This window comes from Streptomyces sp. R44, assembly GCF_041053105.1.
In the GTDB taxonomy this organism is placed as follows: Bacteria; Actinomycetota; Actinomycetes; order Streptomycetales; family Streptomycetaceae; genus Streptomyces.
Genome location: NZ_CP163444.1, coordinates 4,140,312 through 4,160,085 on the forward strand (window position 1 = coordinate 4,140,312; position 19,774 = coordinate 4,160,085).

A 19,774-nucleotide genomic window follows, 5' to 3' on the forward strand; every position below is an offset into this window, starting at 1 on the left:
TCAGGCCACCAGCCCGAAGCCCGTGCGGCGGGCGCGGACGGGTTCGACCGTGCGCTCCTCTACATACGCGGTCAGGACGCTGTCGGCGATGCGGACGTGCTTGCCGAGCTTGACGTAGCGGATGCGGCGCTCGGAGATGAGGCGTCGGATGAAGCGGACGCCGGTGCCGAGGCGTTCGGCGGCCTCGTCGACCGTGAGCAGGCGGTCGTTGTTGTTCACCTCCTTCGCCGTGCGGGGCCGGGTGGAGGCGTGGGGTATCGCCGTGTGGCGCAAGCGGGGTCCTCTCCTGGCCTCGGCTGGTGGGGCGGCAACCCCCGGCCGGGCCGGTGTCGTTCAGGGATGGGATGGGCGTGTGACTGGCCGGGTCCTGGGGTTTGCGGTCCAGGGGCGGCCGGAGGAGCCGGCTACGGCTCGGGCGGCAGGCCGAACTCCTCCTGGTTGATCTTCATGGTGCTCTCGGCGATGGCGTTGCTGACCACCGCGTTGGCCTCCTCGCGGATGTCCGGGTGCTCGTCGAGGTAGGCGATGAGTTCGGCGTTGACCCGGCGGTACGTGTGCTGAGCGCGCTGGGCGGCCGCGCTGGCGGCCACCACGGTGTCGATCAGCTCCATGGCGCGGCCGGCGGCGGCCAGGGCGGGCGGGCCGACGAGGTTGGACAGGGAGACCCCGAAGACCTCGGCGAAGCCGATGGCCTCGTCGAGGTTGATGCGGCGCTTGCCGTTCTCGATCCGCCACACCCCTGACGGGTTCATCTCGTAGCCGGCCTCGTTGAGGCGGTCGGAGAGCGTGGTGGTGCTCCAGCCGCGCTGCTCGCGCTCGGCCTTGATCCGCTTGGCGGCGTTGTCCTCGCCCTTGAGCAGGACGCCCTCGGACGCGTTCTCGTGGTCGTCGTCGGACATTCCCCCTCCTTCCTGTCGCAGCACGTTCCTGCAATTCGCAGCAGCCTAAACAGTACACCATGCTCTGCCGCTTGCATAGTCGCTCTGCGTGTGGCATGGTTGTTGTGCTGGACCGCTGCTGTCCGCAGGAGACCGCCAGCACCTAGCCAGACATGCAAAAAGCCCCCCAGTGCTTGCGACACCGAGGGGCTCAAAGCGCAAACCTCACGCCGCCCATCCCTGAACGACTAGCTGCAAGGCCGGGATTGCCGTCCCGTATGGCCCGCAGATTGAGGAGCTCGATGTCCAGTATGGACGAAGCCACCCCGAACACGCCATCGCTTCCCGTCGAGTGGCCGCCGACAGCGATCCCCGGCCAGCCGACCGCCCCGCCGCCCGCCGCAGACCCCGAGGGCGTAGAGGTCCTGGACCTGCTCCGGGACGCGATCCGGCGCTACGTCGTGATGCCGAGCGACGAAGCCCTGACCGCGACCACGCTCTGGGCCGCGGCGACCCACCTGCAGACGGTGTGGCAGCACGCACCGCGCCTGGCGGTGGTCGGGCCCGCCAAGCGCTGCGGGAAATCGCGGCTGCTCGAAGTCCTGATCGAGGCGGTCCACGAGCCGCTGATCACGGTCAACGCCTCCGCCGCGGCGATCTTCCGGTCGATCGGCGAGGGCAACCCGCCCACGCTCCTGGTCGACGAAGTCGACACGATCTTCGGCAGCGCGAAGGTCGCGGAGAAGAACGAGGAGATGCGCGGCCTGCTCAACGCCGGCCACCAGCGCAACCGGCCCACCCTGCGCGTCACCGGCCCCAACCACGAGGTGGTCAAGTTCGACACCTTCGCCATGGCCGCCCTCGCCGGAATCGGCGACCTCCCCGACACGATCATGGACCGGTCGGTCGTCATCCGCATGCGCCGCCGAGCCGAGACCGAGAAGGTCAGCGCCTGGCGCTACGGCCGCGACGACCTGACCGTACGCGAGCTCCGGACCCGGCTGGCGGCCTGGCTCGCCTCCGTACGCGAGAAGGCACTCGCCCTGGAACCGAAGATGCCGGTCGAGGACCGCGCCGCCGACACCTGGGCGCCGCTGATCAGCGTCGCCGACCTCGCGGGCGGACACTGGCCCGTCCTCGCCCGCACCGCGTGCACGGCCATGACCGACTACGAGGCCGGGCGCGACGAGGACGGCGGACTGAAGATCCGCATCCTCGCCGACATCCGCCGCGCCTTCGCCTCCGAAGGAGACCAGCCGGCGATCCGCACCGGCCGCCTCCTGGAGATCCTCAACGCCGACCCAGAGGCGCCCTGGGCCGAGCACAGCCCCAACGGGCTCACGCCGCGCGGCCTGCAGATCCTGCTCCAGGACTACGGCATCAAGTCGGCCAACCGCCGCTTCCCCGGCGGCCACCAGGCCAAGGGCTTCACCCGCGCCCAGTTCACCGACGCCTGGACCCGCTACTGCCCGCCCGAGGCAACCGCGACCCTCCCGGTCGAGCCCGGCGCCTGACCCTCCCCGACTCGTCCCACTCGTCCCCGCGCAGGTCAGCGCGGGGACGAGTCAGCGACCCGCAACGAGTCGACTCGACATCACCGCCCCACCCGTACCAGCCCTGACCAGCAGCGGGACGGGTGGGACGAGTCCCCACCGCTCACGGCCGCCCACGCCGGCGGCCACACCCAGCCCTGGAGCCCTCCACCTTGCACCTCCCTGCTCCAAGCGCCCCGGCAGCCATGCGCAGCATCCGCGCCGGTATCGCGCGGTTCGCCTCCGGCGCCAAGAACGACGACCTCAAGCGGCGTGCCGACCCTGGCAACACTCGCCGAGCACCCACACCCGCTGGGAGTCGGCGCGTGAACCGCACGGGACGCATCGCCCTCGTCATCGGCCTGGTGGCCGTCGTCCTCATGGCCTTCCGAGTCTCGTGGAACGCGCTGTCCGACGTGGCCCGCGCCATCGGCGCCGACTCCACCGCCGCCCTGCTCTACCCGATCGTGGTCGACGGGCTCATGGCCCTCGCGCTGATCGCCACGCTCGTGCTGACCGGGGCCGACCGGAAGTTCGCGCTACGGGTCCTGGCGACCTACACGATCGCCAGCCTCCTACTGAACTACGTGCACGGCCTCGTACCGGCCCTGCACACCGACTCGATCCAGTGGGGCCGACTGACCGACTTGGACTACGCGAACTGGGCCCTCGTCCTGCTGGCGACCTCACTGCCGGTCGGGTCGATCTACTTCGGGTCGGACCTCGTGGCCAAGGTGCTGCACCACAACCCCGAGTCGGCCGACTCCTCCGAACTGGCCTCTGGCCAGTCGGCTGGCGAGCAGGCCCCGCAGTCGACGCCTGACCGGGCCGAATCGGTCCCCCAGCAGTTGCCCGAGTCGACCCGCATGGAGGTCACCGAAGCGCCCGTGACGGGGCCGGCCGAGGGAGCCGAATCGTCCCCCGCCACCCGGCCGCCCCGATCGGCCGCAGTGGCGGAGTCGACCGGAGCCTCCCCACGTCGGGCGACCGGTCAGGTCCCCGCTCCCGCCAAGTCGACCACCGACCAGACCGGCATCTCGCCCGAACTCCTCGATCGGGCCCGACTCCTGACCGCCGACTGGACCGACGAACAGCTCACCGCCGTGCGGCTGCGTACCGAACTACGGATCGGCCAGAAACCCTCCCGACTCCTGCGCGACCAACTGCAGGCCGACCGCACCGGTCAGGTCCAACCCGTCACGTACAACGCCTTCGAGGCCGGGTCGCTCGACGAAGGCGCCTCCCCCGCGCGCACCGTCTGATCCTGCCCTTCGGCGCATCCCGTGTCCCCGTGCAGCCGAGCACGGGGACACGGGGCCTCGCACAGCCAAGCCCCAGGCACTATCACCCCACGGAGAACCGACCCATGCACGACCCGCACCACGAACTCCCCACCACCCAGCAGGAGACGATCACCGGCCTCAACAGCGCAGCAAGTTGTCGGGTAAGGAGTCCTTACCCGGCCTCCGCCCCAGGGGAGGCGGAGGCGTCCGGCGCTGAGGGGACGCCGCTGTCGGCCGGCCCGGGGGAGCCGACTCAGGGAGAAGCCACACAGCCGTCCGCGCCGCGCCGCCGTCTTCGCGAACCCACGCTGCGCGAGAAGCGCGTCCACCCCCGTTACAGCCACGATGAGTTCGCCCTCCTCGCAACCGCCGCTCACCTCAGCCGCATGCAGATCGGCGGCTACGTCGCCGAGACCTCGCTCGCCGCCGCCCGCTCCGACGACCCCACCGCCGCGGTCGCCGACTACCGCGCCATGGTCAAGGCGCTGATGGCCGCCAATCGCCAGCTCGCACTGATCGGCAACAACCTCAACCAGCTCGCCTGCCACCTCAACAAGGACGGCGCCTGGCCCGCGCCGGACATCGTGGCGAGGCTGCTGGACCGGGTCGAGACATCGGTCGACGATGTGGACCTGGCCGTCGCCCAGGTGATCTCGGGGCGGTGACCGCGTGATACCGAAGATCATCCTTGGCAAGGGTGCGCGTGCCACCCGCCGCCTGATCGGCTACCTCTACGGCCCGGGCTCCGCCAACGAGCACACCGACCCGCACCTGGTGGCGTCCTGGAACGGCTTCGCCCCCGACCCCGGCCGCAGCCCCCGCCGCAATCCCAGGGACGTCGAGGACCAGCTCGCCGCGCAGCTCGACCAGCCCGTGAAGATGCTCGGCGACAAGGCCCCGACGACCACGGTGTGGCACTGCCCCATGCGTGCCGCGCCCGAGGACCCGATCCTGACCGACGCCCAGTGGGCGGACATCGCCCGCCGGATCGTGGCCGTCGCCGGCATCGCCCCCGAAGGCGACGAGGAAGCCTGCCGCTGGGTCGCGGTCCGCCACGCCGACGACCACATCCACATCGCCGCCACCCTCGTACGCCAGGACGGACGCCGCCCCCGCCGCGACCACGACATCCGCGCCGTCCAGCGCGAAGCCCGCCAGATCGAAGCCGACCTCGGCCTGCGCCGCCTCAACCCCGGCGACGGCACCGCCGCCAAACGCCCCACCAGCAAGGAGCACTTCAAGGCCAAGCGCCAGGGCCAGGACACCACCACCCGCGAGATCCTGCGCATGCGCGTCCGCCGCGCCGTGGCAGCCGCCTCCAGCGAGACCGAGTTCTTCGCCCTGCTGGAGGCGACCGGCGTAGACGTCCGGCCCAAGGTCGGACCGTCCGGCGACATCCTCGGCTACAGCGTCGCCCTGGCCGGCGACCTCAACAAACACGGGGAACCGGTGTGGTTCTCCGGCTCCACCCTTGCCGGCGACCTCTCCCTGCCCAAGATCCGCCACCGCCTCACCGACACCACACCCGAACCGGTCACCGCCCGGCCGGCCGACCCCTGGCACCAGGCCACCGCCGCCACCGAACGCATCCCCCACCGCCTCACGCACAGCAGCGACCACATCGCCCAAGGCCAGCTCGTCGCCCTCGGTGGAGCCCTCGACCTGCTGCCACTCACCGCACCAGCCGCGGCGAGGACCGAACTCGAACGGGCCGCCGCCCTCTTCGAGCGCGCCACCCGCTCCCGCCTCACCGCCGACCTCGACAGCGCCCGCGTCCTGCGCCGCAGCGTCCAGGCGATCCTGCGCACCCCCGCCGCGACGCGCGACGGGGCCGGGCTGGCGATGTTGCTGGACGCCGCCCTCATCGCCGTGGCCTTCGCGAAGCATTGGCACCGCACCCACCAGCACGCCCAGCAGGAGGCGGCAGCCCAGCAGGCCCTCGTCCACCTCCAGACCGCCTATGCCCAGGTCGCCGTCCCGGTCCTGGACGGCCTCGCCCGCCGCACCCCCGGCATCCAGACCAAACAGCGCTACGCCCGTCACCTCCAGCAGGCCGCCCCCGAGCACGCCGACCGCATCCTGAAGGACCCCGCCTGGGACGCCCTCGCCACCGTCCTCGCCGACGCGGAAACGGCGGGCCACAACCCGACCACTCTCCTCGACCAGGCCCTCGGCCAACGCACCCTCGACGACGCCCGCAACCCCGCCCGCGCCCTGACCTGGCGCATCCACCGCCTCGGCCAACGCCACGCACCCGGCCCTCTCGCCCAGGCAGCCATGTCCCGCAGCACCACACGCCGTCCCAGCGCCCAGATCCACCCGCCGACGGCCACACCAGCCGCTGCACCGCAGCAGCCACACGTGCGGCGACGTTGACCGGCCGATGTGTTCCCCGAAGGAACATCGAATGCGTTCCCTTGGGGAACAGCCGTCGCGTTCCCCAAGGGAACGGCGATCACCGTCCGGAAGAGCCTGCGATCTTGCCGTCCAGCAGCTCCAGCGCCTCCTCCCAACGGAAGCGGTCCGCTCCACCGCCTGCCTTGGGGCGGTGAGGCTCGTACGACCCGACCAGCACACCCATCTCGCGCAGCTGGTCCAGGCTCCGGCCGTAGGCCGGGTGTGCGGCCATGGCGGCGTTCACGTACGGCAGGACGGCAATCGGAATGCCCATCCCGTACGCCTCGCACAGGATGCCGAGGGCGAGGGTGTCGGCGATGCCTGCCGCCCACTTGTTGATCGTGTTGAACGTAGCCGGCGCGACAGCGATGGCGTCGGCCGGCGGGAGCGGGCGCGGGTCACCCGGGCTGCGCCAGGCCGAGCGGATCGGGTAGCCGGTCTGGGCCTCGATCGCCTCGGTGTCGAGGAAGCCGAGCCCTTGGGGTGTGGCTATGACGCCGACGCCCCAGCCCTGCTCCTGCGCGGCGGTGATCAGCTTGTGGGCGTCGCCCGCGATGCCGGCGGCGCAGACGACGACGTACAGGAACGGCTGTGCGGTCACGCGGGGACTCCCAGTCGGCGGCTGAAGTGGTGGAGCTCGGGCAGCGTACGTCGCCGGTCGCGGGCGGCCATGTCGGCGACCAGGTCGCGGACGGCGGGGCGGCGTACGTCCTGGGCGGCGCAGGTCTCGGCGATGCGGAGGGCCTGGTAGCCCTCGGCAAGGCGGCCCTGCTGGTTGTAGGCACGCGCGGCTTCGACCCAGAGCGCTGCTCGTCGTTCGGGCGCGGGAATGTGTCGGCGCATAAGGGGTGCCGCGGCGTTCAGGGCGATACCGGCGTCGCCGAAGGACACCGAGGCGCTGACGGCATGGATCGCGACGTTGGTCGGGCTGAAGTTGGCCCAGGCGTCGGGCTGGTCGAGCGCGACGTACCGGGCGACCTCCCGTGCCTCGTCGAGGAACTCCCGGGTGGCGGCGCGGTCACCGCCGCGGCTGGCCGCGGTCGCTCCCCGTAGAAGCAGCAGACCGACGGCGGCGAGGTATCGGGGCGGGTGCCGATCGTAGGAGCCGGCGAGCTGGCCCGCGGTGTGGCGGACGAGGGTGACGGCCTGGGCGGTGTGTTTCTCGCGGGTCAGGACGTGGGCGTGAAGGCGGACGCTGGAGGCGAGGACGACGGGATCACCGGAGCGCTCGGCCTCTGCCATGGCACGTCCCACCGCCAACCAGGCGTTGCCCTGGTCGCCCTGCTTGAGCAGCAGGCTCGTCGAGGTCCGGTAAGCGGTGGCCAGAAGCCCGGCCGTCTCCTCGGCGTTGCGGTGATCGCCTGTCGCCTCCCGCAGATCGGCGATGAGACCAGGCAGCATCGCCTCCAGCTCCGCGTAGTCGCAGGTGCAGAAGAGGCGGCGGGCGGTGGTGAGTCTGTCCCGCAGGGGCTGCATCTCTCCGTTCCACGAAGAGGCGGAGCCTGCTCTGGGGCCAGGGAGAAGTGCGCGTACAAGGTCGTCATGGGCGGCGGTGGCGGGCGTCGCCGGGGCCGTGAGGGAGGCGATGCTCGCGGCGAGGAAGGTTCGGCGGCGCATGTCTTCTGTCTCGGGATCGTCGGTCGTTTCTACGGACGGGCCGGGGCCGCTCAGGCCAAGAAGATGGAGGGCGATGCCCAGTTCGGAGGCGACAGCACGTAAGACCCGGGTGTCTTCCGTACCCCGTCCGTTCTCCAGGCGGCTGAGCTTCGACTGGTGGTAGCCCAGCGCGGTGGCAACGTCCGTCTGCGAGCGGCCGGTGCGCTGTCGGGCGTGTTTGATCGTCTCGCCGATCTTCTCGGCCTCGGTCTTCACTTCTGCCATCCATGCCCTTCCGTCCGCGTCGAGCATGCCCCTGCGGTCGAGCGTAGGCGAGCGACGCAGGGGCTTCATGCAGCTTCTGCATAGAAGATGCGGGACGGGCACACGGCGTCGCGAACGAGGCTGACCGCGCGGTTCCTTGGGGTGGTCGATCCGACTCCTGGAGGCCGCTCGTGGAAGCGCACCAGCTCACCTTGACTCTCCCTCCCGCACCGGTCGCCGTGCCCACGGCACGACGCCAGGTGCGGGAGGCCATAACCGCCTGCCCCACGGTGACAGCGGCGTCGGAAGCCATCCAGACGGCCGAGCTGGTCGTCAGCGAGCTCGTCACGAACGCGGTCCGATACGCCGGCCACCAGCCGATCAGCTTCGTCATCCAATTCTGCGCCACGGCCTTGCGGGTGGAGGTCAGCGACGCGAGCCGCACTCTGCCGAGACCGGCGCTACCTGACGAAGACAGCGAGGGCGGACGTGGTCTCTTCCTCGTCGGTGTCCTCGCAGACCGCTTCGGCACGACGCCGACCGACTCCGGCAAGTGCTGCTGGGCCGAGATCGACTTGGCCGCCCCGCCTCCGGCCGGGGCTGCTGCCGCCTTGTCCCTTCCCACGCAGAGGAGTTGTACGTGAGTACCCGCGTCCCCGCCGTCATGTCCCAGGTGATCGCGATCCGGCCCGGCCGGCCCCTCACCGGTGCCGTGACGGTCGATGGTTCGAAGAACGCCGCGCTCCCGCTCGTAGCCGCTGCGGCAGCCCTCCTTCGCCCCGTCCGTCTCGACAACGTGCCCGCCAGCTCGGACGTCCAGACCCTTCTGGATCTGCTGCGGCAGTCGGGCTGGAACACCGCCCATCCGGTCGGTGACGACCACACCGTCCTTGTCCTTCCCCGCGAGACGGCCCCGATGCCCGACGGCCTGCGCGAGGCCGCGTCCAGCATCCGGGCCTCGTACTACCTCGTCCCCGCTCTGATCGCCCTGTGCGGCCAGGCCCGGCTTCCCTGGCCAGGCGGTTGCCGGATCGGCGACCGCGGGATGGAGCAGCACTTCAAGGTGTACGAAGCCTTCGGCGATCGCGTCCGCGTAGATGACAACGGGTACGTCGTCGAAGCCGGCAAGGCCGTCCGTGGCACGGTGTCGCTGGTCCTGCCGTTCCGGTCGCGCGGGGCGACGATCGCCGCGGTCCTGCGCGCTGTGGTTGCCGGTACGCCGCTGCGGCTCGGGCAGCCGAACCTCTCCCCGGAGGTCCTCGGCGTCCTGAACGCGCTGATGGCCGTGGGGTACGAGTGCCGTGCCCGCGAGCGCGTCCTGACTCTCGTGCCGCCGTCTTCCGTCCCGGAAGAGGATGTACCCGTCTGGAAGGTGCCTGGAGACAAGATCGAGGCCGGGACCTTGGCCTGCGCCGTGGCCGCAACCGGCGGAACCGCGCGGGTCGAGGGCGTCCACGGACCCGATGTCGCGCCGCTGGTCGGCGCCCTCCACCGGATGGGCATCCCCACGACCAACGAACCGGAGACCCTGGTCGTCCACGGACGGGACACCCAGCCGACCGGCCGCCCCCTGCGGGCCATGGCCACCCTCGCCCCCAACGGCCTCGACGCCGACTTCGAGCCGCCGCTCCTCGGGCTCGCCCTGGGCTTCCCCGGCACCCACCTCTTCTCGGACCCGATCAACCCCGGGCGCCACAGCAACCTCATTCCCCAGCTCGTCCGCATGGGCGGCGAGATCACCGAACTGTCCTCCACCGAATGCCGGTTCACTGGCCCGCAGCGGCTGACGGGTGCAGGAGTGGAGGCAACCGACATCCGCACGGGTTCAGCGCTGATGGTCGCCGGCCTCACCGCCCGCGGCGTCACGACGCTCGGCGGGGTCAACCAAATCCGCCGCGGCCACGCCGACCTGCCCGGAAAGCTCCTCGCTCTGGGAGCCGACATCTGCGAGGTCACCCCATGACCGCGACCGGGCGCTTCGAGCGCATCATCGCTACCACCGATGTCCACTCGGCCTTCGACGACGCCCTGCCGATGCTCGCGTACCTGCACACGATGAGGCACGACAGCCTCGTCGTCGACTGTGGGGACTTCTTCGAGGGCACGGGCTACTACCGCCTGGGCAAGGGCGCCATCGAGCGGGAGATCGTCACGACGCTGTACGACGTGCTCGCTCCCGGCAACCACGGCTGGCCCCACTACTTCGAGCCCGGCCTGCGCGAGATGACGGTCTGCGCCAACGTCGTCGACGACGCCACCGGACGACCGCTGTTCGACCGTCTCCGTGTCGTCGAGGTACACGGCCGCCGGGTCGCCGTCACCGCGGTCATCGGCGTGAGCGCGTTCCACACCGTCCCTGCCGTCCAGCGGGCCGGACACCACGTCACCGACCCCGTGACCGCGCTGCGCGAGCTGATGCTGGAACACCATCACCACGTGGACTCGTGGATCGTGCTGTCCCACTCCGGCTTCGACGAGGACCTCAAGCTCGCCGAGGCTTGTCCGTTCGTGGACGTCATCTTCGCCGGTCACTGCCACAGCGACACCTACGGTCCGGTGCACGTCGGCGACACCCTCGTGGTCAAGGGCCGTGAGCTGGCCGCCGGATACGCCGCCGCCGAACCCGTCGGCTCCGGCTGGGCCGCCCGTACCGCCGTCTTCCCCACCCCACCGGACGTCCCGAACGACCTCGCAGCCCTGGACGAGAGGGTCAGCTCCACCTGCCGGATGCTCGCCACTCCCCTCGGCACCCTCGACGAGCCCTACCGCGACACCGTCCTCGACCGCCGCCAGCTCCTCCAGGACATCACCGCCCGGCTGCACACGGGCCTCGGCGCCGACGCCGTCCTCCTCAACGAAACCGCCCTGCGCTCCACCCGCCTGGGCGACGTCCTGACGCTCGGGGACCTGCTGGCCATCGAGCCGTTCGACAACCAGCTCGTCCACGCCTACCTCCCCAACGGGTACGCGGAGGATCCGGACAGCCTGCTCAAGCACCTGACCCAGCAGACCGGCCCACTGGCCCTCGCCCCCCGGCCGCTGCCGCAGGGCATCCGGTCCGTCCTGACCACGGACTACCTCGCCGACACCTACCTCGGCGGACGCACCCACCAGGCCGGCCTCCGCCTCGGCGAGGCCGTCCGCGGAACCATCGCCACGCCCTTACCCCGGAGCGAGAACAAGGACGGTGCCCGATGATCCTCACCGGCCCCGAGATCACTGCCGCCGCCCACGACGGCCGCCTGACGATCAGCCCGTTCGAACCCGGGCAGGTCAACCCCAACAGCTACAACGTCCGCCTCGGCCCCACCCTGCTGACCTACACGACCGCCGTCATCGACGCCCACCAGCCCAACCCGACCGCCACGGTCGAGATCGGCGAGGACGGGTACGTCCTGCAGCCCGGCGAGCTCTACCTCGGCCACACCCTCGAACAGGTCGGCTCCGACACCTTCGTCCCGCTGCTGTTCGGCCGCTCCTCCGTCGGCCGACTCGGCCTGTTCGTCGAGATCACCGCCCCCATCGGCGACATCGGCTTCCACGGCCAGTGGACCCTGATGCTCTCCCCGATCCGGCCTCTGCGCGTGTACGCGGGCATGAAGATCGGGCAGATCATGTTCTTCGTCTCCACCGGCGACATCGACCTGTACGCGGGCAAGTACCAGGCCGCCGACGGCCCCCAGCCCTCCCGCTACTGGCGGGACACCGCCCGCGTCGGGGCGGTCGCCTCGTGATCCTCACCGGCCCCGCGATCACCGCCGCCATCCGAGTCGGCGCGATCACCATCGCCCCGTACGACCCCACCCGTGTCTCCCCGAACGCCTACGACTGGCGCCTCGGCGACACCCTCCGCGTGTGCGACGGCGACCTCGACGCCGCCGCCCCCACCGCCTACACCGAGCAGACGATCCCCAGCACCGGCCTGGTCCTCCAGCCCGGACTGCTCTACCTCGGCGTCACCCACGAGCGCACCGGCTCGGAGACGTACGCGCAGATGCTCAACGGTGACCGCACCATCGGCGCCCTCGGCATCTGGGTCCACGTCTCCGCCCCGCTCGGGCACCAGGGACACGCGATCCGCTGGACCCTGGAGATCCGCGCCGCCCGCCCCGTCCGCGTATATCCGGGCATGACGTTCGGCAAGCTGGTCTTCCTAGCCACCCAGGGCACACCGGCCAGCTACCAGCAGCAGCTGGCGAAGTACGCCGCCACCGAGGGCATCGACATCTCCCGCCTCTACGAGGAGATCGCCGGAGGCAGCCGATGAACTCCCTCGCCAGTCCCGCCCAGGAACCGATGACCGCCACCTTCCTGGACCTGCCTGCCGGCAGCCCCGGCGGCAGCGTCGAACTCTTCCTCGACCTCTACACCGGCGAAAAGCCCCTCATCCCTGCGAGGGCCTTCATGCTCACCCCGGCCGGACCCGGCCCCCGAACGCCAGCCGGCCTCGAACTGCTCAGCGCGGGCGGCAAGTGCCTGGAGGGGCCGGCCTTCGGCCGCTACGTCGCCGCCCTGCGCAGGGCTCTGACGGCCGCGCTCGACCCCTCCCAGATCGACGTCCTCCACCTGCACCACCTCGCCTTCGGTGCCACCCCCGCCTTGATCCGGGCCCTGCCCGCGCACCCCCGCATCGCCCTGGTCCACGGCACCGACCTGATCTTCGCCGAAGCCCACCGCGACCAGCTCCAGGCCCTGCGGGCGACTGCCCGGGCCGCCGACGCCATCGTCGTCCCCACCGGCGCCATGGCCGACCACCTCCTCAAGCTCGCCCCGCAGACCGACCGCCGCAAGATCACCCACATCCCCTGGGGCATCCCCGACCGGCTCCTCACTCACCCGCCCAGCCGCACCGCCCGCACGTCCAAGAGCCACCTCCGCCTGCTGTACGCGGGTCGGCTGACCGCGGAGAAGGGCGCCGAGGCCCTGCTCCGGGGCGTGGCCCCGCTCCAGGGCGTCGAGCTGTCGATCGCCGCCCCCGGCGCCCAGTTCCGCGCGCTGGCCCCAAGGCTGCAACGAGCCGGGGTGAGGGCCCGTTATCTCGGCTGGCTCCGCCGTCCCCAGCTGTGGAAAACGTTCGCCGAGCACGACGTGCTCGTCATGCCATCCACGACCCTGGAGGCCATGGGCCTGGTCGCCCTGGAAGCCCAAGCCTGCGGCCTCCCCGTCCTCTACCAGCCCGTCCCCGGCCTCAGCGAAGCTCTCGCCCGCTCTGGGTTGGCCACGGACTTCACCCATCCCACCGCCCTCGCCCGGGACCTCGACCGCCTGCGAACCGAACCCGGCCTCCTCCCCACCCTGCAGCAGGCGGGATACGCCAACGCCGCCCGGTACCCCCTGTCGAAGACCGCCCGAGAACTGGCCGGCCTCGGCCACCAGCTCACCTGAACACCAGTCGGGGCCGGGCAACGCCCCCACGACCAGCGGCACGCCGTTGCCCGGCCCACCCGTCTCACGTCATTACGCTGGCCGCTGGGATACCCAGACGAAGAGGGAGACCATGGCGTACCGCACCGACCGCATCGAGAACCTTCTGAGCGAAGGCGTCCGCGACAAGGTCTACCCGGGTGCGGTGTGGGCCGTCGGCGACTCCGGCGGAGTCCGGGCGTCGGGTGCCACCGGGGTCCTGGAGCCCGACGAACCGGACGTGAGGATGCGGCCGGACACTGTCTTCGACGCTGCCAGCCTCACCAAGATCCTCGCTGTCTGGGCCTCCATCGGCGCCCTGTGGGAGGACAGCGTCCTCGACCTCGACGCCCCGCTCGGCACCTTCTGGGACGAGGTCACCGGCCACCCCCTCGGGGCCGTAAGCGCCCGCCAGCTCCTGACCCACACCGCCGGCCTCCCCCTCCGGGCCCAGCTGAAGAACCTCTACGGCACCGACCCCGCCGGCATCCGCCGCGGAGTCCTGCACGAAGCCCTCAACCAGCCACCCGGCGAAGCCGTCGAGTACACCGACCGGGCCGCCCTCATCCTCGGCTACCTCGCCGAGCACCTCTCCGGCCAACCTCTCGATCAGCTCTGCGAGACGAGGACCTGGCACCCACTGGGCATGGACTCGACCCGGTTCGGCCCGCTGCCGGCCGACATCGCGTCCCGATGCGCTCCCACCGAACTGGACCAGGACACCGGCACCCACCTCAAGGGCACCGCACACGACTTCTCCGCCCGGCTCCTCGGCGGAGTCTGCGGCATCGCCGGCACCTTCACCGTCCTCGACGACTTGGCCGTCTTCCTGCGCTACATGCTCGACCACACCACGGCCCCCGGCGAGGCCGGCTTCGGTGCCGAGTGGAGCGCCCACTCCGTCACCGTGCAGACCGGCGGCCTCCAGCCCGAGCGCGGCCTGTTCTGGCATCCGGCGCCCGGCACCACCGACGAACAGGACGTCTGGGTCCACTACGGCTTCACCGGCACCGGCATGTGGATCTCCCCCACCCAGGACCGGTGGGCGGTGCTACTGACCAACAAGCTCTACTACACCCGCGACCGCCAGCCGCTGACCGATGTCCGCAACGCCTTCCGCGAGTTGGCGTTCGCCTGAGGCAGCCCTGGCATGTTCCCCAAGGGAACAGCAGCCTGTTTCCTCAGGAAACACCCCCTCTATCCCCCGAGGAAACGGCGGATCCTCTCCGTCTCGGAACACCGATCCCGTTCCGTCTTGGAACGCTCCTGCCGTTCCGAGACGGAACGGCAGGAACAGCCGGCCTCGCCCCGTCTCCCAACAGGGAGCCTTTGTCGGTGCCCTCGTACACAGTCAACTCATGCCCTTGATCGAAGGTCCAGGTCAGCGACTTGGACCTTCTTCGTTGTCCAGGGCGGTGCCGATCGACGGGGCTGCGGCGTGGGGGAGTTCGGCGAGGAGGATCTCGGCGGCCTGGGTGACGTTGTCGGCGTGGACGGCGCGTGCCATGGCCCTGCGGGCGGCCTCGGGCGTGGTGGCGGGCGGGACGACCATGAGGGAGAAGTGGTCGTTGTCGCCGCGGGTGATCAGGACGGTGTCGTCGCCGACGGGGAAGGAGTCGAGGTGCACGACCCGGTCGTCGACGGTCAGGCGAGTGGGGATGTCGTTCCAGGCGGAGGCGTCCAGGCCGACTCGGGTGATGGGCCCGAGGTGTTCGGTCAGGGCGGTGATCAGCGGGGGGATCTCCCGCTCGACGTCACGCGAGCGCGGCCACCAGGCGCCGTCGAGGAGGCTCTGCCGGGACCCCGTCGTCTCCAGCCGGAGCAGCGCGGTGCCCGGTCCGACGGCCCGGTGGACCTCGTCCGGCAGGAGGCGTGACGGCGTGTGGGGAATGCCTGTGTCGGTCATGGTCGGTCCGCCCGTCCACGGATGGTGCCGCTGCCGCCCGAACCGGTGCCACGGCGGACGCCGGGCCGGTGAGCGGGGCGACGGCCCCGTTCTTTCACCGTACTCCGGGAGAACCCGCGGACGCGCCGCTCCCCGCTGCGGAGCCGATCGGCACCGGCGGCTTCGGACGTACCGTGGACGTACCGAGGCATGCCCGCTCCGGGCGTGCGCGGGCGGGTCGCCGATGGGAAAGGACGGTGCCGCCTTGGACCGCAACGAGCCGGAAGCCGAAGCCCTGCCGCCGCCGGGGTACGCCGAAGTCCGCATCGTCGCCGCCACCCCGGACGCCGCCCGGATGGTGACCGATGTCCTCCGTCACTGCTTCGCCGGTGACGAGCAGCGCAGCTACCCCGCCCCCGGCGGAGGCACCCGCCTCCACCTCACCGTCGACACCGCCCACACCGCCGAACCGGCCCGGTCCTGGCTGGCCACCAGCAGGCCCCCGAGCGGCACGGGGCCCCACTCCCAGGAACCCTGACCAGGGGGCGGAGCCTACGGCGCGCGTGGCGGCCCCGGTCGCCGCGGAGCATCCTGGAAGCCGCACCGCGATACCGACGGATCGGCCCGTCGGCACCGGACCAGGGCGTTGCCCCGCCGCCCGCCTGGAGGCCCCCGGATGACCGTCGGACCGCACGAGGACGGGGACCCCGACCGCTCGGAGAGCTTCGGGGAGATGCTGCTGGGCGGGCTCCTGGACCACGCCCACGCGTTGCCGCCCGACCGGGTCGGATCGGCCCTCGCCGACGCGATCGCCCGAATCGGGGGCCGCGAGGTACAGATCCTGCTCCAGGACTACGGGCAGCAGAGCCTGGTCCCCCTCGCCGGGGGCGGACTGGAGGACGGCGAGCCCCTGCCCATCGACGGTTCGGCGGCCGGCCGCTGCTTTCTCACCTCGCGCCCGGTCGAGGTGCCGCTGGCCGACGGGGTGCGGGTCCACGTCCCGCTGCTGGACGGCGGCGACCAGGCCGGCGTCCTGGCCGTCACCCTGGAGGCGGTCGACGACGACGCCCGCCGTATCCTGCGCAGGCTCGCGGCCCTGGCCGCCGACACGATGCGGACCAAGAACGGCTACACCGACCTCTTCTTCCGCACCCGTCGCAGCGAACCGATGAGCGTCGCCGCCGAGATCCAGTGGTCGCTCCTGCCGCCCCTGGCCATGACGATGCCCCACGTCGCGGTCGCCGGAGTCCTGGAACCCGCCTACGACGTGGCCGGCGACAGCTTCGACTACGCCCTGAACGGCGACGTCCTCCACCTCGCCATGATCGACGCCATGGGCCACGGCCTGGACGCGGCGACCATGGCGACCGTGGCCATCGGCGCGTACCGGCACGCCCGCCGGACCAGCGTCGAACTGTCGGAGATCTACCTCTTCATGGACCGGGCCGTCGCCGAGCAGTTCGCCCCCGACCACTTCGTCACTGCGCAGATGATGCGGCTCGACACCGGCACCGGCCGCCTCCAGTGGGTCAACGCCGGACACCCCGCCCCCATGCTGATCCGCGACCACCGCGTCGTACGCCGCCTCGACAGCCCCACCACCCTCCCCGTCGGCTTCGGCGGAGACCAGCCGCAGGTCAGCGAAGTGACGCTCGCGCCCGGGGACCGGATCCTCTGCTTCACCGACGGACTGATCGAGGAACACGAGACCGGGCAGGAGGAGTTCGGCGAGGACCAGCTGATCGACTGGGTCCACCGGTTGGACCGGGCCGACCGGGGCGTACGGGCCGTGGCACGCGACCTGTCCCACACGCTCAGACGGGCCCGCGGCGAGACCACCACCGACGACGCCACCCTCGTCCTCGTCGAGTGGCGCGGACGAAGGTGACGGGGCCTCCGGGCGTCCGGCGGCCCGGCCCACCGGAAGAACCGGCCCGGCCCACCGCCCCCGTCCAGCTACGGCACGGAGTACGTTGGAGGTACCGGGAGCACTTCGTACACCCGCCGTCACGCGGACGTCGTTCCTGGCGATCACTAAGCCGGGGTGCCCGCAGGCGCCCCGGGGACAGGTCCCGGTCTCATGACCAGCACCACCGCTCCCACCCGCCAGGCGCGCCTGGCACTCACACCGCGCACCTCCATGGCCGGGCTGCTGGACGGCGCCTGGTGGCCCTACTCACGCGATCTCGCCACCGAGCTGCCGCCCCTGGTGAACGCGCTGCGGGACCGCTTCGGACGCGTCACGCGCATCACCGCGAACCCCATGCCCTGGCCCGTCGCCCCGTACCAGGTCCCCGTCGGCGGATACGCCGTGCACGTCGGCTGGTTCACCGACCAGGCTCCCGACACGATGATCCTGCTCTCGTACAACCTCGGCCGCTGCGACCTGCTCGTGATTCCCCCGGAGACCGAACCCTCCTCCGCCGCGCGTCTGATGGCTGCCGCGTCCGCCCCGGGCAACGTCCACACCACCGGCACCCTGATGTCCGAGGAGCACGAGACCGGTCGTCTCCTGCGGGGGGCAGGGGCCGGTGAGGACGCCTGGGAAACGGACGGCGGCGCCTCCCGGCAGCCCCAGCCCCGATCCCACCCCCGACCCGTCGTCGGGGCACGCATGATCTACCTGCCCCAGGGCATGCGGAGATGACACCTGCCGTTCCCGCGACCACGCTGATCCCTTGTCTCGTCCAGGAAGTGCCGCCGCTGCGCCCCGCCCTCCGCTCCCGTGCCCGGGGGGCGGTGAACAGCCGTCAACACGGTTGTCGCCGAGCCGACAAGAAGCCCCGCAACTGAGGCCGTTTTCGCAGGTCAGGAACCTGATTCTCCAGCTGGGCGCCGGTGGTTCCACAGCTCATAGCGCGGGTTCGATTGCCGCCATCCGCTCCACAGCAAAGCCCCAGGTCAGCGACCTGGGGCTGCTGCTTTTCGGCGAGACGCTTCTCAGCTACCGCGCGCTGCGGACGGGAACGGCCGTAGCGGATATGCGTGGGCGCATACTGGCAGCAATGACAAAGCCACGTGCACCGAAGCGCTTTTTGCCCACCAGCCCCTTCAAAGCCCCGGTCACGCCGCCTCCTAAGCAGTTCGCCGTAGGCGACCAGGTCACACACGACGTGCACGGCCTCGGCCGGGTCATCGGCATCGAGGACGGGATCGCGGCGTTCGTGGATTTCGGCTCGACGCAAGAGCGGATCTTGAGTCCGTACGCCAAGATGAGCAAGCTGTAGGACCGCCGTGCCCGGTCATGGCACACCAGATCCGTTCATGGACCCGCAATGAAGAGGACTCCTCTCATCGACTTGACCTCGCCGTTCTCCGCTCCGGAAGGGGCGTCCCCCCGCACCGCTGCAGCATCACCGCATCCCACCACAAATCCCTTCCAGGAGCCCGACTTCGGAGAGACCGAAGCCTTCCTGCTCGACGAGGATGCGTAAGCGTCCGCCTCTGGCACGAGTGCGGCTCGACGCGAGGCAGGCCGACTCCCACTCGTGACGATGGCTTCGGCATCGGGTCACGAGGCGTATCCGTTTCCGTCTCCCTCCACGGCGTGCGCCGACCAGCTCCGTGCGGGTGCGACGGACTCTGATCCGTCACCGGACGAGGCGGCGGTGAGCGGGCGCATCCGCATGGCGGCATGGATGAGGTCGGCCACGAACAGCACGATGCCGATGAAGAGCAGGAAGAGGAGCCCGTCGACGACGGCGCCGATGGTGCCGAGCGCGATCGCGATCGCGACGATGATCAGGGCCCGGAAAAGGCGGCACGAGGGGCGCCTCCTCGGCCGGACGGGAAGCTCAGCGGCAGGCTGGCCGGCCCGGTCCCACCGTCGCACCGTCCAGGTGAACGAACACCAGACGGTGGCGCGTGGGCAGACCGACCCGGATCGCGGCCATGGCCGGCTCGTCGGTGCTGGTGTCGACGTAGATCGCTTCCAGGCTCTGGCAGCGTGCCCCGGCCGTGCCCTTCAGGGCGGTGCGCAGCGGTCAACACGGGCGTCTCGGGATCGGCGAGGAATGCCATACCAAGGAGCGTTTCCGCAGGTCAGGCCACAGATGATCGAGACGGGCGTCGGTGATTCCCAAGCTTATGGCGCGGGTTCGATTCCCGTCATCCGCTCTTCTGCGAAGCCCCAGGTCGGCGACCTGGGGCTTCGTCGTTGTCCGGACGGCCCGCAGCGCGCGACGGCTACGGCCGGGTGCCGGTGCGCGCCGAGCCGATGAAGATGAACGGCATCACCATGCGGGCGGCGATGGCCCTATCGACGCTGAGCTCCCTCGCTCTCGCGACCCGCCGCAAACCACCCCAGCCCGGGAACTCGTCGACCAGGGCACTCCCATCGAGGCCGCCTGCCGCATCATCATCCTCGAGGACCAGCTCGAAGAAGCCCAGCGCATCAACGCCGAGTACCGCCGCGCAGCAGCCGAGGGCCGGCCTCCCGCCGCGGACTGACCGGGGCGAAAGGCTGGCCGGCCCCGATGCCGAGGCCGGCCAGGCCGCAGCCGCCAAGCGCCCCTGGGGCAACCGGCGATGGGTCAC

Annotated in this window: 21 protein-coding genes and 1 pseudogene; 16 read left to right on the forward strand and 6 right to left on the reverse strand. The window is 71.1% G+C overall.

What is annotated here, in order from left to right; all coding sequences use genetic code 11:
- On the reverse strand, positions 1-219 hold the full coding sequence (locus AB5J54_RS19075; RefSeq protein WP_369149393.1) for an excisionase family DNA-binding protein: 219 nt from the start codon (positions 217-219) through the stop codon (positions 1-3).
- Positions 220-404: 185 nt separating this feature from the next.
- Positions 405-899, reverse strand: coding sequence for a helix-turn-helix domain-containing protein (locus AB5J54_RS19080; protein WP_369145116.1), 495 nt, complete (start codon positions 897-899; stop codon positions 405-407).
- Positions 900-1,189: 290 nt separating this feature from the next.
- Here AB5J54_RS19080 and AB5J54_RS19085 point away from each other — a divergent pair, with 290 nt between their 5' ends.
- The 4 genes from AB5J54_RS19085 (at position 1,190) to AB5J54_RS19100 (ending at position 6,069) form a co-directional block, all read left to right on the forward strand.
- On the forward strand, positions 1,190-2,392 hold the full coding sequence (locus tag AB5J54_RS19085) for a DUF3631 domain-containing protein (protein WP_369149394.1): 1,203 nt from the start codon (positions 1,190-1,192) through the stop codon (positions 2,390-2,392).
- A gap of 344 nt (positions 2,393-2,736) precedes the next feature.
- Positions 2,737-3,672 (forward strand): DUF2637 domain-containing protein, encoded by a 936-nt coding sequence (locus AB5J54_RS19090; RefSeq protein ID WP_369145117.1) that lies wholly within the window; start codon positions 2,737-2,739, stop codon positions 3,670-3,672.
- 104 nt (positions 3,673-3,776) lie between these two features.
- Positions 3,777-4,358, forward strand: a complete 582-nt coding sequence (gene mobC / locus AB5J54_RS19095) for a plasmid mobilization relaxosome protein MobC (protein WP_369145118.1) — start codon at positions 3,777-3,779, stop codon at positions 4,356-4,358.
- Between the two features lie 4 nt (positions 4,359-4,362).
- Positions 4,363-6,069, forward strand: coding sequence for a relaxase/mobilization nuclease domain-containing protein (locus AB5J54_RS19100; protein WP_369145119.1), 1,707 nt, complete (start codon positions 4,363-4,365; stop codon positions 6,067-6,069).
- 79 nt (positions 6,070-6,148) lie between these two features.
- On the opposite strand, the gene AB5J54_RS19105 is transcribed toward AB5J54_RS19100, so the two are convergent.
- Together AB5J54_RS19105 and AB5J54_RS19110 are read right to left on the reverse strand one after the other, a co-directional pair.
- The gene (locus tag AB5J54_RS19105; protein WP_369145120.1) at positions 6,149-6,691 is read right to left on the reverse strand and encodes a flavoprotein; all 543 of its coding nucleotides are present in this window, start codon (positions 6,689-6,691) and stop codon (positions 6,149-6,151) included.
- Positions 6,688-7,971, reverse strand: coding sequence for a helix-turn-helix domain-containing protein (locus AB5J54_RS19110; RefSeq protein ID WP_369145121.1), 1,284 nt, complete (start codon positions 7,969-7,971; stop codon positions 6,688-6,690). Before AB5J54_RS19110 ends, AB5J54_RS19105 begins: the two co-directional genes overlap by 4 nt.
- Before the next feature lie 170 nt (positions 7,972-8,141).
- On the opposite strand from AB5J54_RS19110, the gene AB5J54_RS19115 reads away from it, so the two are divergent.
- The 7 genes from AB5J54_RS19115 to AB5J54_RS19145 all read left to right on the forward strand — a co-directional run bounded on the left by AB5J54_RS19115 (position 8,142) and on the right by AB5J54_RS19145 (position 14,491).
- On the forward strand, positions 8,142-8,594 hold the full coding sequence (locus AB5J54_RS19115; RefSeq protein ID WP_369145122.1) for an ATP-binding protein: 453 nt from the start codon (positions 8,142-8,144) through the stop codon (positions 8,592-8,594).
- Entirely contained in the window at positions 8,591-9,913 is a 1,323-nt protein-coding gene (locus tag AB5J54_RS19120) for a UDP-N-acetylglucosamine 1-carboxyvinyltransferase (protein ID WP_369145123.1), read from the forward strand. The genes AB5J54_RS19115 and AB5J54_RS19120 overlap by 4 nt, the downstream gene beginning before the upstream one ends.
- A complete protein-coding gene (locus tag AB5J54_RS19125; RefSeq protein WP_369145124.1) occupies positions 9,910-11,148 on the forward strand; it encodes a metallophosphoesterase in 1,239 nt (412 codons plus the stop codon). Before AB5J54_RS19120 ends, AB5J54_RS19125 begins: the two co-directional genes overlap by 4 nt.
- Positions 11,145-11,684: a dCTP deaminase gene (dcd, locus tag AB5J54_RS19130; protein WP_369145125.1), complete on the forward strand. Its 540-nt coding sequence runs from the start codon at positions 11,145-11,147 to the stop codon at positions 11,682-11,684. Before AB5J54_RS19125 ends, dcd begins: the two co-directional genes overlap by 4 nt.
- Positions 11,681-12,217: a deoxycytidine triphosphate deaminase gene (locus tag AB5J54_RS19135; RefSeq protein ID WP_369145126.1), complete on the forward strand. Its 537-nt coding sequence runs from the start codon at positions 11,681-11,683 to the stop codon at positions 12,215-12,217. The genes dcd and AB5J54_RS19135 overlap by 4 nt, the downstream gene beginning before the upstream one ends.
- Positions 12,214-13,335 carry a glycosyltransferase family 4 protein gene (locus tag AB5J54_RS19140; protein WP_369145127.1) on the forward strand — a complete coding sequence of 374 codons (1,122 nt, stop codon included), beginning with the start codon at positions 12,214-12,216 and terminating at the stop codon, positions 13,333-13,335. Before AB5J54_RS19135 ends, AB5J54_RS19140 begins: the two co-directional genes overlap by 4 nt.
- A gap of 112 nt (positions 13,336-13,447) precedes the next feature.
- Positions 13,448-14,491, forward strand: coding sequence for a serine hydrolase domain-containing protein (locus tag AB5J54_RS19145; RefSeq protein ID WP_369145128.1), 1,044 nt, complete (start codon positions 13,448-13,450; stop codon positions 14,489-14,491).
- A 243-nt stretch (positions 14,492-14,734) separates the two neighbouring features.
- On the opposite strand, the gene AB5J54_RS19150 is transcribed toward AB5J54_RS19145, so the two are convergent.
- Positions 14,735-15,259: a DUF5994 family protein gene (locus AB5J54_RS19150; protein ID WP_369145129.1), complete on the reverse strand. Its 525-nt coding sequence runs from the start codon at positions 15,257-15,259 to the stop codon at positions 14,735-14,737.
- A 244-nt stretch (positions 15,260-15,503) separates the two neighbouring features.
- On the opposite strand from AB5J54_RS19150, the gene AB5J54_RS19155 reads away from it, so the two are divergent.
- The 4 genes from AB5J54_RS19155 (at position 15,504) to AB5J54_RS19170 (ending at position 18,465) form a co-directional block, all read left to right on the forward strand.
- Positions 15,504-15,776 (forward strand): hypothetical protein, encoded by a 273-nt coding sequence (locus tag AB5J54_RS19155; protein ID WP_369145130.1) that lies wholly within the window; start codon positions 15,504-15,506, stop codon positions 15,774-15,776.
- A 138-nt stretch (positions 15,777-15,914) separates the two neighbouring features.
- Positions 15,915-17,126: a PP2C family protein-serine/threonine phosphatase gene (locus AB5J54_RS19160; RefSeq protein ID WP_369145131.1), complete on the forward strand. Its 1,212-nt coding sequence runs from the start codon at positions 15,915-15,917 to the stop codon at positions 17,124-17,126.
- Positions 17,127-17,318: 192 nt separating this feature from the next.
- Positions 17,319-17,885 (forward strand): DUF5994 family protein, encoded by a 567-nt coding sequence (locus AB5J54_RS19165; RefSeq protein ID WP_369145132.1) that lies wholly within the window; start codon positions 17,319-17,321, stop codon positions 17,883-17,885.
- Positions 17,886-18,243: 358 nt separating this feature from the next.
- Complete coding sequence (locus AB5J54_RS19170) at positions 18,244-18,465, forward strand: hypothetical protein (RefSeq protein ID WP_369145133.1); 222 nt, start codon at positions 18,244-18,246, stop codon at positions 18,463-18,465.
- Between the two features lie 284 nt (positions 18,466-18,749).
- On the opposite strand, the gene AB5J54_RS19175 is transcribed toward AB5J54_RS19170, so the two are convergent.
- Entirely contained in the window at positions 18,750-19,070 is a 321-nt protein-coding gene (locus AB5J54_RS19175) for a hypothetical protein (protein ID WP_369145134.1), read from the reverse strand.
- Positions 19,071-19,543: 473 nt separating this feature from the next.
- Between AB5J54_RS19175 and AB5J54_RS19180 the strand changes: the two are divergent.
- Positions 19,544-19,687 (forward strand): annotated as a pseudogene (locus AB5J54_RS19180) (MerR family transcriptional regulator); the annotation flags it as partial.
- Positions 19,688-19,774 lie beyond the last annotated feature (87 nt).